Origin of the sequence: Arthrobacter sp. zg-Y1171, assembly GCF_025244845.1 — a bacterium.
GTDB lineage: Bacteria > Actinomycetota > Actinomycetes > Actinomycetales > Micrococcaceae > Arthrobacter_B.
This window is the reverse complement of record NZ_CP104264.1, coordinates 2,650,003-2,662,361: the sequence shown is the minus strand read 5'-3', so window position 1 is coordinate 2,662,361 and position 12,359 is coordinate 2,650,003. Positions and strand designations below refer to the sequence as shown.

The 12,359-nt window shown below is 65.8% G+C and carries 13 protein-coding genes; all 13 read left to right on the top strand.

All coding sequences use genetic code 11. The features are described 5' to 3' along the window. The first annotated feature begins 120 nt into the window (after positions 1-120). The 13 genes from N2L00_RS12475 to fusA all read left to right on the top strand — a co-directional run bounded on the left by N2L00_RS12475 (position 121) and on the right by fusA (position 12,311). Positions 121-1,317, top strand: coding sequence for a 4-hydroxybenzoate 3-monooxygenase (locus tag N2L00_RS12475; protein WP_255862633.1), 1,197 nt, complete (start codon positions 121-123; stop codon positions 1,315-1,317). A 115-nt stretch (positions 1,318-1,432) separates the two neighbouring features. After that, positions 1,433-2,257: a protocatechuate 3,4-dioxygenase subunit beta gene (pcaH, locus tag N2L00_RS12470; RefSeq protein WP_374676600.1), complete on the top strand. Its 825-nt coding sequence runs from the start codon at positions 1,433-1,435 to the stop codon at positions 2,255-2,257. Next, on the top strand, positions 2,257-2,823 hold the full coding sequence (gene pcaG, locus N2L00_RS12465; protein ID WP_255764892.1) for a protocatechuate 3,4-dioxygenase subunit alpha: 567 nt from the start codon (positions 2,257-2,259) through the stop codon (positions 2,821-2,823). The genes pcaH and pcaG overlap by 1 nt, the downstream gene beginning before the upstream one ends. Positions 2,824-2,825: 2 nt before the next feature. Then, on the top strand, positions 2,826-4,241 hold the full coding sequence (locus tag N2L00_RS12460) for a lyase family protein (RefSeq protein WP_255862634.1): 1,416 nt from the start codon (positions 2,826-2,828) through the stop codon (positions 4,239-4,241). Further along, on the top strand, positions 4,238-5,050 hold the full coding sequence (locus N2L00_RS12455; RefSeq protein WP_255764890.1) for an alpha/beta fold hydrolase: 813 nt from the start codon (positions 4,238-4,240) through the stop codon (positions 5,048-5,050). Before N2L00_RS12460 ends, N2L00_RS12455 begins: the two co-directional genes overlap by 4 nt. A 52-nt stretch (positions 5,051-5,102) precedes the next feature. Then, on the top strand, positions 5,103-5,459 hold the full coding sequence (pcaC, locus tag N2L00_RS12450; protein ID WP_146361690.1) for a 4-carboxymuconolactone decarboxylase: 357 nt from the start codon (positions 5,103-5,105) through the stop codon (positions 5,457-5,459). Between the two features lie 59 nt (positions 5,460-5,518). Beyond that, on the top strand, positions 5,519-6,718 hold the full coding sequence (locus N2L00_RS12445; RefSeq protein ID WP_255764889.1) for a thiolase family protein: 1,200 nt from the start codon (positions 5,519-5,521) through the stop codon (positions 6,716-6,718). A 32-nt stretch (positions 6,719-6,750) separates the two neighbouring features. Continuing rightward, positions 6,751-7,434, top strand: coding sequence for a 3-oxoacid CoA-transferase subunit A (locus N2L00_RS12440; RefSeq protein ID WP_255764888.1), 684 nt, complete (start codon positions 6,751-6,753; stop codon positions 7,432-7,434). Then, on the top strand, positions 7,431-8,096 hold the full coding sequence (locus N2L00_RS12435; RefSeq protein WP_255764887.1) for a 3-oxoacid CoA-transferase subunit B: 666 nt from the start codon (positions 7,431-7,433) through the stop codon (positions 8,094-8,096). The genes N2L00_RS12440 and N2L00_RS12435 overlap by 4 nt, the downstream gene beginning before the upstream one ends. Before the next feature lie 19 nt (positions 8,097-8,115). After that, on the top strand, positions 8,116-8,898 hold the full coding sequence (locus N2L00_RS12430; protein ID WP_255764886.1) for an IclR family transcriptional regulator C-terminal domain-containing protein: 783 nt from the start codon (positions 8,116-8,118) through the stop codon (positions 8,896-8,898). Positions 8,899-9,239: 341 nt separating this feature from the next. Next, positions 9,240-9,614, top strand: coding sequence for a 30S ribosomal protein S12 (gene rpsL / locus N2L00_RS12425; protein ID WP_146361060.1), 375 nt, complete (start codon positions 9,240-9,242; stop codon positions 9,612-9,614). A 1-nt stretch (position 9,615) separates the two neighbouring features. Further along, a complete protein-coding gene (rpsG, locus tag N2L00_RS12420; RefSeq protein ID WP_146361062.1) occupies positions 9,616-10,086 on the top strand; it encodes a 30S ribosomal protein S7 in 471 nt (156 codons plus the stop codon). 110 nt (positions 10,087-10,196) lie between these two features. Further along, positions 10,197-12,311 carry an elongation factor G gene (gene fusA / locus N2L00_RS12415; RefSeq protein WP_255764885.1) on the top strand — a complete coding sequence of 705 codons (2,115 nt, stop codon included), beginning with the start codon at positions 10,197-10,199 and terminating at the stop codon, positions 12,309-12,311. Positions 12,312-12,359: the final 48 nt, after the last annotated feature.

Here is a 12,359-nt window from a genome sequence, read left to right as displayed (position 1 = left end):
ATCCACGACGCCGGATGCCGGCCGAATTCCCATTCAATGAGAATCACTTTGCTGCTCCCCGTGTGCCGGCAGTCACACTGGGAGGTAGTGTCCGCTACAAAGTTTTCAAGGGAGTAATAGATGGGCGCAGAGCGCACTATCCTCAAGACGCAGGTCGGCATTGTGGGCGGCGGCCCCGCCGGACTGATGCTTTCGCACCTGCTGTCGAAGTCCGGCATCGACAACATCGTTGTGGAGAAGCGGGACCGCGAGACCATCCGCACCACCCACCGGGCCGGCATCCTGGAGCACGGAAGTGTCCGCATGCTGACCGATTCCGGGGTAAGCAACCGGGTGCTTACGGAGGGGTACCGCCACGAGGGAATCGACCTGCGCTTCGGCGGCGAGAGCCACCGGATCGATTTTGAAGACCTGGTGGGGGAGTCCGTGTGGCTGTACCCGCAGAATGAGGTCTTCACGGACCTGGCCGCCGCCCGGGAACGGGACCACGGCGATGTCCGATACGGAGTCAGCGGAACATCCGTCACGGACCTGACGACGAGCACCCCTAAGATCCTGTTCACCGACAGCGACGGCCGGGACTTTGAAGTCCACTGTGAAATCCTGGTGGGCTCCGACGGTTCCGGGGGCATCTGCAAGCGCTCCATCCCCCAGGAAGCGCGCACGGATAACTTCATCGAATACCCCTTCGCCTGGTTCGGCATCCTCACCAAGGCTGCTCCCAGCGCCCCGGAACTGATCTACGCCAACTCCGACCGCGGCTTTGCCCTGATCAGCCAGCGCAATGACTCCGTCCAGCGGATGTACTTCCAGTGTGATCCGAACGAGGATGCGGAGGCGTGGAGCGAGGACCGCATCTGGAACGAACTCCAGGCACGGGTGGACGGCCCGGACGGCTTCGAGCTGACCCGGGGCCCCATCTTCGAAAAGACCGTCCTGAAGTTCCGCAGCTATGTGTGCGAACCCCTGCGCTACGGCAACCTGTTCCTGGCGGGCGACGCCGGGCACACGGTTCCGCCCACCGGCGCCAAGGGCCTCAACCTCGCCCTGGCGGACGTGAAAGTACTGTTCGAGGCCATTGACTCGTTCTACGCCACCAAGTCCACGGACCTGATGGACGGCTACAGCGACAAGGCACTGCAGCGGGTCTGGCGTGCGCAGAACTTCTCCTATTGGATGACGTCGATGCTGCACACCCGGGTGGACGCCAGCCCCTTCGAGCGCAAGCGTGCGCTGGGAGAGCTCAGCGGCGTCGTCTCCTCCCGGCACGGCAGCGCCTACCTGGCCGAGGCCTACACGGGCTGGCCGCACGACTAGCGTTCGCATAACGAACATCTGTACATCCATCGAACAGGCGGTGTAACGTGGTCTCGACCACGTGGATGCTTGGAAAGCCGGAGCGCGAGGGTGCGCTTCATTGAAAGGAAAACCCATGGAAATGGAAGAGAACCTTTTCTCGAACAGCCATGTCATCGAGAAGCTGGACGCGGCCGAGGCCTCGCAGGACCAGATCTCCGCTGAAATCGCCGCGGTCCACGCCGAGTACTCCAAGGGGGTGGACGACGGCGCCGCTGAGGAGACCCAGCCCCGCATCGATTTCTCGCCCTACCGCAGCTCCCTCCTGCGACACCCCACCAAGGATCCGCACCACGTGGACCCCGAAACCATCGAGCTGTGGTCCCCGGCATTCGGGCACCAGGACGTCCACGCGCTCGAGAGCGACCTGACCATCCAGCACAACGGCGAACCGATGGGGGAGCGGATCATCGTCCGCGGACGCATCCTCGACGGCGACGGGCACCCGGTCCGCAACCAGCTGGTGGAAATCTGGCAGGCCAACTCCGCCGGCCGCTACATCCACAAGCGCGACCAGCACCCGGCCCCGCTGGACCCGAACTTCACCGGCGTCGGCCGCTGCATCACCACCGACGACGGTTCCTACGAGTTCACCACCATCAAGCCCGGTCCGTACCCGTGGAAGAACCACTACAACGCCTGGCGCCCGGCGCACATCCACTTCTCGCTCTTCGGCACCGACTTCACCCAGCGCATGATCACCCAGATGTACTTCCCCGGTGATCCGCTTTTCGCGCTGGATCCGATCTACCAGTCGATTACGGACGCCAAGGCCCGCGACCGCCTCGTGGCCACGTACGACCACAACATCACCTCGCATGAGTGGGCCACCGGCTACAACTGGGACATCGTGCTCACCGGCAGCAACCGCACCTGGATGGAAGACGAGGACGCAGAGTAATGAACGAGCAGAAGCTAACCGCCACGCCCGGCCAGACCATCGGCCCGTTCTACGGCTACGCCCTCCCCTTCGAGAAAGACAACCAGCTGCTGCCTCCGGGGATGCCCGGCAGCGTCCGTCTCCAGGGCACCGTGACCGACGGCGCCGGAGAAACCATTCCGGATGCCCTGCTGGAAATCTGGCAGGCCGACGCCGACGGCAATATCCCCCAGCGGACCGGATCCCTGGTCCGTGACGGCTACACGTTCACCGGCTGGGGCCGCACCGCCGTCGACAATGCCGGCAATTACACCTTCACCACGGTCAACCCGGGCCCCACGGAAGAGGGATCGGCCCCCTTCATTTCCGTCGTCATCTTTGCCCGCGGCCTGCTCAACAAGCTGCACACCCGGATGTACCTGCCGGACGACGAAGAGGCCCTGGCCCGCGACGCCCTGCTGTCCTCGCTGCCCGAGGAACGCCGGCGCACCCTGATCGCCACCCGCGAAGCGGACGGCGGACTCCGCTGGAACATCTGCCTGCAGGGCGAAGACGAAACCGTCTTCCTCACCTACCCCGGGGCGTAACCGTGGGTGCAGCGGACAGTGCGGACTACGGACTGCTCTCCCCGGCCTGGGCGGGCACCCGGGTCGCGGAACTGACCGGGGACCGACAGCTGCTCCAGGCCCTCCTGGACGTGGAGCTCGAATGGGTGCGTGTGCTGGCCTCCGCCGGCCTGGCCGATCCGGAAGCTCCGGCCGCGGTGGCCGCCGTCAGCGATGCCTCCCGGTACGACGCCGCGTCCCTGGCCGAGCGGGCGCAGGGCGGCGGCAATCCCGTGATTCCGCTGCTGGCCGACCTCCGGACCCAGGCACGGGAATCTTCGCCGAAGGCCGCGGCCGCCATCCACCGCGGCGCCACCAGCCAGGACATTATGGACACCGCCCTGATGCTGCTGGCCCGCCGCGCCCTGGAAACCATCATCACGGATGCCGACCGGGCCGCCGCTGCCCTGGGAGCCACCGCCCGGCGCCACGCGGCGACCCTGTGCGTGGCACGGACCCTGACCCAGCACTCGCTGCCGTCCACGTTCGGCCTGCGCGCCGCCCAGTGGCTGCACGGGGTGGGCAGCGCGGCGCAGGGGCTGCGTACCGCCGCCGGCAACCTCCAGCTGCAGTGGGGCGGCGCCTCCGGAACCCTTGCCGCAGTTTCCCTGGCCGCCGGCTCCGCTGCCCCCGGGACGGAGCGCACCACCGCCTTCGACCTCACTGCCCGCCTGGCCCGCGGCCTCGGCCTGGCCGAGCCCCTGGCGCCGTGGCAGACCAACCGGCTGCCGGTGACCGCCCTCGGCGCTGCACTGCAGGACTTCACCGCCGCGGCCGGAAAGGTTGCCAACGACGTACTGCTGCTCAGCCGGCCGGAAATCGGCGAGGTCTGCGAACCCCGGGCCGCCGGACGCGGGGGATCCTCCGCCATGCCGCAGAAGCAGAACCCCGTCCTGTCCGTCCTGATCCGCAGTGCGGCCCTGGCGGCACCCGGCTACGGCCTGCAGCTGAACGCCGCTGCCGCGGCCGCGGACGATGAGCGGCCCAGCGGCTCCTGGCACGTGGAATGGCAGGCCCTGCGCTCCCTGCTGCGCCTCGCCGGGGGAGCAGCCGCCAAGCTGGCCGAACTGGCCGAGGGCCTTCAGGTCTCCACGGACGCGCTGGCCCGCAACCTGGAATCCGCCGGGCCGCTTGTGGTCAGCGAGAAAATCATGGCCGTGGCCGCCCCGCTGCTCGACGACGGCGTGCCCGGACGCGGTAAGGAAATCATCGCCGATACAGTGGCCCGCTCGCTGTCCTCCGGCGAGCCCTTCGAAGAGCTGCTGCGCGCAGCCGTCCCCACTGAGGTCCTTTCCGATACGGAACTCAAAAGCATCCTCGACCCCGCCGAATACCTAGGGGAGGCCACCGCCCTCATTGAGCGGATCACCGCGGCCTACCCCGGAAAGTCCCCTGTATGAGCATCCCCGCCATCAAGGCCTCGCGCCTGTCCAACGCCGGCCCCGCGGCCCCCGTCCTGATCGCCGGCCCGTCGCTGGGCACTGCGTCCATGCCGTTGTGGAGCCGGGCCGCTGCCGCCCTGGACACCTTCACCGTCATCGCCTGGGACCTGCCAGGCCACGGTGCCAGCCCCGCTGCAGGGGAGTCCTTCAGCATTGCGGACCTGGCCTCCGCCGTCGCGTCGATGGTCACCGCAGCCCGCAGCGCCGGAGACATTCCCGCAGATGTGCCGGTCTTCTACGCCGGGGTGTCGCTGGGCGGCGCGGTAGGGCTCCAGCTTGGACTGGACCACGGGTCGCTGTTCGACGGCGTGGCCGTCCTCTGCTCCGGTGCCAAGATCGGCGAAACCGGAGCCTGGGAGGAACGCGCGGAAACGGTGCGTGTCCAGGGCACACCCACCCAGGTGGTCGGCTCGGGCCAGCGCTGGTTCGCCCCGGGCTTTATGGACCGGGAACCCGCCGCCGCTGCCGCCCTGCTCCACTCGCTGCAGGACGCGGACCGCTTCTCCTACGCCCTCTGCTGCCGCGCACTGGCGACCTTCGATGTCCGGGGACGGCTGCCGGACATCACTGTCCCCGTGCTTGCCGTAGCCGGTGCCGACGACGTCGTCACCCCGCCGTCGTTCGCGCAGCTCATTGCCGACCGGGTGGCCAACGGAACCGCCGCCGTCGTCGACGACGCCGCGCACCTGGTTCCGGTGGAGCAGCCGGCCGTAACCGCAGAACTGCTGAAGGACTTCTTCGGCGCCCAGTACCTTGAAGGGAAATAACGCTGTGATCGCAGACGCCGACAAGAGCCGGCAGGACGTGTACAACGAGGGCATGGCGGTGCGCCGCGAAGTCCTCGGTGCCGAGCACGTGGACCGCGCCAACGCAGGCAAGGACGAGTTCACCACCGACTTCCAGGACCTGATCACCCAGTACGCCTGGGGCACCATCTGGACCCGTCCGGGCCTGCCGCGCACCATGCGCAGCGCCATCACCCTGACGGCACTGATAGCCCACGGCCACCTGGAGGAGTTCGCCATGCATGTCCGGGCAGCGCTGCGCAACGGCCTGGACCGCGACGAGATCAAGGAAATCGTGCTGCAGTCCGCCATCTACTGCGGCGTGCCCTCCGCCAATTCCGCCTTCAAGGTGGCCCAGGGCGTCTTCCGCGAGATTGACGCCGCGGCCTGAGCAGGGCCTTCGTCCCTTCCAGCACTTCCAGTTTTCGCTTTCCAGTTCAAGGAGCACCGGTGAACCAGGCCTATATCTACGACGCAGTCCGCACCCCCTTCGGCAAATTCGGCGGCGCCCTCGCCGGCGTCCGCCCGGACGACCTGGCCGCCCAGGTCCTGAAGGCCTCCGTGTCCCGGGCGCCCGGCCTTGACCCCGAGCGGATCGACGAAGTGGTCTTCGGCAACGCCAACGGTGCCGGCGAGGAAAACCGCAATGTCGCCCGGATGGCCACGCTGCTGGCAGGCCTGCCCACCTCGATCCCGGGCACCACGGTCAACCGCCTCTGCGGCTCGTCCCTCGACGCGGCACTGATCGCCTCACGGCAGATCAACACCGGTGAAGCGGACCTGATGCTCATTGGCGGTGTCGAGTCCATGAGCCGTGCCCCCTGGGTGCTGCCCAAGAACGAGAAGCCCTATCCGGCCGGAGACCAGAACCTGGCCTCGACCACGCTGGGCTGGCGGCTGGTCAACCCGGCCATGCCGAAGGAATGGACTGTCTCCCTGGGGGAGGCCACCGAGCAGCTGCGCGAGAAGTACGGCATCACCCGGGAACGCCAGGATGAGTTCGCCGCAGCCTCCCACGCCCTCGCCGCCAAGGCGTGGGACGAGGGCAGATACGCGAACCTGACCGTCGCCGTCGACGGCGTGGACCTGGACCGGGATGAAAGCATCCGCGCCGGCTCCACGGTCGAGAAGCTCGCCACGCTGCGCACCGTTTTCCGGCCTGCGTCCGAGGACGTCTCCGGCGGCACCGTCACCGCCGGCAACGCTTCCCCCTTGAACGACGGCGCCTCCGCGGCCTGGCTGGGCAGCGAAAACGCTGCCGGCATCCTCGGCCTGGACCCGCTGGCCCGGATCGCCGGCCGCGGCGCTGCAGCCAACGAGCCGCAGTACTTCGGTTACGCCCCGGTGGAAGCGGCCAACACGGCGCTGAAGCGTGCCGGCATCAGCTGGAGCGACGTCGGTGCCGTTGAACTCAACGAGGCCTTCGCAGCCCAGTCCCTGGCCTGCCTGGACGCCTGGGATGTGGACCCGGCCATCGTCAACGCCTGGGGCGGCGCCGTCGCCATCGGACACCCGCTCGGCGCGTCCGGCACCCGCATCCTCGGCACGCTGGCCCGCCGGCTGCAGGAATCTGGAGAGCGCTGGGGCGTGGCCGCGATCTGCATCGGCGTGGGCCAGGGCCTCGCCGTCGTGCTCGAAAACGCCAACTGAGAATCCAGTTACCGAAGACGTAAGGAAAAACCGTGCTCAACATTGTGCAGGACGTTGATGAGGCCGTTGCGCCCATCCACGACGGCGCCACCGTCATGATCGGCGGGTTCGGCCAGGCCGGACAGCCCGTGGAGCTCATCGAGGCGCTGCTGCGCCAGGGTGCCAGGGACCTGACCGTGGTCAACAACAACGCCGGCAACGGAGAACAGGGCCTGGCCGCCCTGATCGGCGCCGGCCGGGTGAAGAAAATCATCTGCTCCTTCCCCCGCCAGTCCGACTCGCAGATCTTCGACGCGAAGTACCGCGCCGGGGAGATTGAACTGGAACTGGTACCCCAGGGCAACCTCGCCGAACGCATCCGCGCCGCCGGCGCCGGCATCGGAGGGTTCTTTACTCCCACCGCCTACGGCACCCCGCTGGCCGAAGGCAAGGAAACCCGGATGATCGACGGCCGCGGCTACGTCTTCGAAACCCCGCTGCACGCCGACTTCGCACTGGTGAAGGCACTGCGCGCCGATAAGGCAGGGAACCTGGTCTACCGGAAGACCGCCCGGAACTTCGGACCGATCATGGCCGCCGCCGCGAAGACCGCAATCGTGCAGGTCCGCGAGATCGTGGACATAGGAGAAATGGACCCCGAAGTGGTGGTCACCCCGGGAATCTACGTCAACAGCCTGGTCCGCGTGGACCGGGAGAAAGCGCCGGCTGCAGCATGAGCAACCCGACCGAAAAACTGGGCAAGAACGACCTCGCTGCGCTGGTGGCGGCCGATATTGCCCCGGGGTCCTTCGTGAACCTGGGCATCGGCCAGCCCACCCTGGTCTCCAACTACCTGCAGCCGGAACAGCACATCACCCTGCATACCGAAAACGGGATGCTGGGCATGGGGCCCGAGGCCACCGGGGACGAGGTGGATCCGGACCTGATCAATGCCGGGAAGATTCCGGTGACCGAGCTGCCGGGCGCCGCCTACTTCCACCATGCCGATTCCTTCGCGATCATGCGCGGCGGGCACCTGGACGTCTGTGTCCTGGGTGCCTTCCAGGTCTCCGCCTCCGGGGACCTGGCCAACTGGCATACCGGCGCTCCCGACGCCATTCCCGCAGTGGGCGGCGCCATGGACCTGGCCACCGGCGCCAAGGACGTCTACGTCATGATGTCGCTGTTCACCAAGGACGGGCTCAGTAAGCTGGTGAAGGAATGCAGCTACCCGCTGACCGGCGTCGGATGCGTCACCCGCGTCTACACTAATGAAGCGGTCTTCCTGCTGAAGGAGGACGGCGTCCACGTCCGTGACACCTTCGGAACCACGTTCGAGGAACTGGCGGCAAAGATGGACATCCCGCTGATCCGCGCCGCGGCCGACAGCCAGCAGTAACCGACAACATAGGGGACACGTGAGCGAGACGGCATCGGCCAGTGACCAGTTCGTACAGTCGCTGGCCCGCGGCCTCACGGTAATCCGGGCCTTCGACGCCGACCACGTGCAGATGACCCTGAGCGAGGTTTCCCGCCGGACCGGACTGACCCGGGCCACCGCCCGCCGCTTCCTGCTTACCCTCGTGGAACTGGGCTACGTGCGCACCGACGGGCGGACTTTCGAACTGACCGCCCTGGTCCTGCAGCTGGGTTACTCCTACCTCTCCGGCCAGTCCCTTCCCCAGCTTGCGCAGCCGGTACTGGAGGACCTGTCCAGGGAAATCTCGGAGTCGACGTCGGCCTCGGTGCTGGACGGCGACGAGATCGTCTACATTGCCCGGATCCATACCCGGCGGCTGATGACCGTAGGCATCAGCGTGGGGACCCGGTTCCCGGCCTATGCCACCTCCATGGGCAGGGTCCTGCTGGCGGGGCTGCCGGAGGACCGGTTCGACGATTACCTGTCCAAAGCCAGCCTGAGTCCCCTGACGGAGCGCACCGTCACGGACCCGGCCCGCCTGCGCACCCTCGTGGCCCGGGCACGGGAACAGGGCTGGGCCATCGTGGACCAGGAGCTGGAACTCGGGCTGCGTTCCGTGGCCGTTCCCGTCCTGGACCCGCGGGGTAACGTGGTCGCCGCCCTGAACACGTCCATGCAGGCGACCATGGGGCTTACTCTGGAAGAGGCAGCCGCACGCGTGCTGCCGTACCTGCAGCAGGCTTCGGCCACGATTACCGCGGCCCTGAGTGCCCGCAGCTAGTGACGCTGCTCGCACTTTCCGCCGGGGCTCGTTAAGTCTGCTAGACTGAAAACCAATTGTTTGTGTGGCAGTGGATGAAGGCCGCTCGCGTGCCCTCCGTGGTGAGATACTCGGAGGAATGCATTCCGTAAGGAATGGGCGGGCCTGTTTCCGGGTTGCGGGGTCCTTGCGCAACGAATGCCACACTTTTGCACGCCTACGGTCGCTTTCGGCGAGAACATCGGAACTTCTCGGGGCATTGCGGCAACGACTTGAAGCGCGCCGCCCCTTTAGTTGGTTTCAGCCGGCAGCGGGGCGGGGCAACCAGAGAATTATCTCGAGAAAAAACGGAGAACACGAAAGTGCCTACGATTCAGCAGCTGGTCCGCAAGGGCCGCTCACCCAAGGTCTCCAAGACCAAGGCTCCTGCCCTCAAGGGCAGCCCGATGCGCCGTGGTGTCTGCACCCGCGTTTACACCACCACCCCGAAGAAGCCGAACTCGGCTCTGCGTAAGGTTGCACGTGTCCGCCTCAACGGCGGCATCGAAGTAACCGCTTACATCCCCGGTGTGGGTCACAACCTTCAGGAACACTCCATCGTGCTGGTGCGCGGCGGTCGTGTGAAGGACCTTCCCGGTGTCCGCTACAAGATTGTCCGCGGTGCCCTCGATACCCAGGGTGTCAAGAACCGCAAGCAGGCTCGCAGCCGCTACGGCGCGAAGATGGAGAAGAAGTAATATGCCCCGCAAGGGTCCGGCCCCCAAGCGGCCGCTCGTACTGGATCCCGTCTACGGCTCCCCGCTGGTCACTCAGCTGATCAACAAGGTTCTGGTAGACGGCAAGAAGTCCACCGCAGAGCGCATCGTTTACGGTGCACTTGCAGGCGCTCAGGAGAAGACCGGACAGGATCCGGTTGCAGCCCTGAAGAAGGCCATGGACAACATCAAGCCGAGCCTTGAGGTCAAGTCCCGCCGCGTTGGCGGCGCTACTTACCAGGTTCCGGTCGAGGTCAAGCCGGGTCGTGCAACTGCACTGGCCCTGCGCTGGCTGGTCGGCTACTCCAAGGCCCGCCGCGAAAAGACGATGACTGAGCGTCTGCGCAACGAAATCCTGGACGCTTCCAACGGTCTTGGTGCAGCTGTGAAGCGCCGCGAGGACACCCACAAGATGGCCGAGTCCAACAAGGCCTTCGCCCACTACCGCTGGTAATACGCCAAGCTGACGGCAGCCGCTGACGGCCCTGTGGCCCGCATTTGCGGGCCGCAGGGCTTCAGCCGGATAAGCGCCGTTGACGGAAGCAACCAAAAAAGGGAGAAACCGTGGCACTTGACGTGCTTACCGACCTGAATAAGGTCCGCAACATCGGCATCATGGCCCACATTGATGCCGGCAAGACTACTACCACTGAGCGCATCCTGTTCTACACGGGTGTCAACCACAAGATCGGCGAGACCCACGACGGTGCGTCCACGATGGACTGGATGGCACAGGAGCAGGAGCGGGGTATCACCATCACCTCCGCAGCTACCACGTGCTACTGGGACAACAACCAGATCAACATCATCGACACCCCGGGTCACGTTGACTTCACTGTCGAGGTTGAGCGGTCCCTGCGCGTCCTCGACGGCGCCGTTGCTGTCTTCGACGGCAAGGAAGGCGTTGAGCCGCAGTCCGAGACTGTCTGGCGCCAGGCCGACAAGTACGACGTTCCGCGTATCTGCTTCGTCAACAAGATGGACAAGCTGGGCGCTGACTTCTACTTCACCGTAGACACGATCATCAACCGCCTCGGCGCCAAGCCGCTGGTCCTCCAGCTGCCGATCGGCTCCGAAAGCGAATTCGAAGGCGTCGTTGACCTCCTCGAAATGCGTGCACTCACCTGGCGCGGCGACGCCAAGGGTGACGTGACCATGGGCGCCAAGTACGAAATCGAACCGATTCCCGCAGAACTGCAGGAAAAGGCCGAAGAGTACCGCGCACAGCTCGTTGAGACCGTTGCTGAAGCCAGCGACGAACTGATGAACAAGTACCTCGAAGGCGAAGAGATCAGCATTGCCGAGCTGAAGGCCGGCATTCGTAAGCTGACCATCAACTCCGAGGTCTACCCGGTTCTGTGCGGCTCTGCCTTCAAGAACCGCGGTGTGCAGCCGATGCTGGACGCCGTCGTCGACTACCTGCCCAGCCCGCTTGACGTCCCGAACATCAAGGGCCACGACATCCGCGACGAAGAGGTCATCCTCGAACGCGCCGCTGATGCCAACGCTCCGTTCTCGGCTCTGGCATTCAAGGTTGTGACGCACCCGTTCTTCGGCCGTCTGACCTACATCCGCGTGTACTCCGGTCACGCTGCTTCCGGCGCCCAGGTCATGAACGCGACCAAGCAGAAGAAGGAGCGCATCGGAAAGCTCTTCCAGATGCACGCCAACAAGGAAAACCCGGTCGAGGAAATCACGACGGGCCACATTTACGCCGCCATCGGCCTGAAGGACACCACCACGGGCGATACCCTGTGCGACCTTCAGGAACCGATCGTGCTGGAATCCATGAGCTTCCCGGAGCCCGTGATTTCCGTGGCCATCGAGCCGAAGACCAAGGGTGACCAGGAGAAGCTCTCCACGGCCATCCAGAAGCTCTCCGAAGAGGACCCGACCTTCCAGGTCTCCCTCGACGAAGACACCGGCCAGACCATCATCGCCGGCATGGGCGAGCTCCACCTGGACATCCTGGTGGACCGCATGCGCCGCGAGTTCCGCGTCGAGGCAAACGTGGGCAAGCCCCAGGTTGCCTACCGCGAAACGATCCGCCGTGCAGTCGCCAAGCACGACTACACGCACAAGAAGCAGACCGGTGGTTCGGGTCAGTTCGCTAAGATCCAGATCGCCATCGAGCCGCTGGATACGTCCGACGGCACGTTCTACGAATTCGAGAACAAGGTCACCGGTGGTCGCGTTCCGCGCGAATACATCCCCAGCGTTGACCAGGGTATCCAGAGCGCGCTTACTGACGGTGTGCTCGCCGGTTACCCGGTTGTCGGCATCAAGGCTACGCTGCTTGACGGCGCGTACCACGACGTCGACTCCTCGGAAATGGCGTTCAAGATTGCCGGACGGCAGGCTTTCAAGGAAGCCGCACGTATGGCAAGCCCTGTCCTGCTTGAACCGCTGATGGATGTTGAAGTCCGCACCCCTGAGGAATACATGGGTGAAGTTATCGGTGACATCAACTCCCGTCGCGGCCAGATGCAGTCCATGGAAGACGCAGCCGGCGTAAAGGTCATCCGGGCGCACGTCCCGCTGTCCGGCATGTTCGGCTACATCGGCGACCTGCGGTCGAAGACCCAGGGCCGCGCCGTGTACTCCATGTCCTTCAACAGCTACGCCGAGGTCCCGAAGGCAGTTGCCGACGAGATCATCCAGAAGACGCGCGGCGAGTAAAACTTGGAGGGTGGACCGGTTCACGCCGGGCCACCCACCGTGTGCGGC

Excerpts from the sequence above, each read along its gene's own strand:
- N2L00_RS12435 (WP_255764887.1), top strand. The coding sequence starts at position 7,431 with ATGAGCAACCCGACCGAAAAACTGGGCAAGAACGACCTCGCTGCGCTG.
- N2L00_RS12475 (WP_255862633.1), top strand. The coding sequence starts at position 121 with ATGGGCGCAGAGCGCACTATCCTCAAGACGCAGGTCGGCATTGTGGGC.
- pcaG (WP_255764892.1), top strand. The coding sequence starts at position 2,257 with ATGAACGAGCAGAAGCTAACCGCCACGCCCGGCCAGACCATCGGCCCG.
- pcaC (WP_146361690.1), top strand. The coding sequence starts at position 5,103 with ATGGCGGTGCGCCGCGAAGTCCTCGGTGCCGAGCACGTGGACCGCGCC.
- N2L00_RS12455 (WP_255764890.1), top strand. The coding sequence starts at position 4,238 with ATGAGCATCCCCGCCATCAAGGCCTCGCGCCTGTCCAACGCCGGCCCC.
- pcaH (WP_374676600.1), top strand. The coding sequence starts at position 1,433 with ATGGAAATGGAAGAGAACCTTTTCTCGAACAGCCATGTCATCGAGAAG.
- rpsG (WP_146361062.1), top strand. The coding sequence starts at position 9,616 with ATGCCCCGCAAGGGTCCGGCCCCCAAGCGGCCGCTCGTACTGGATCCC.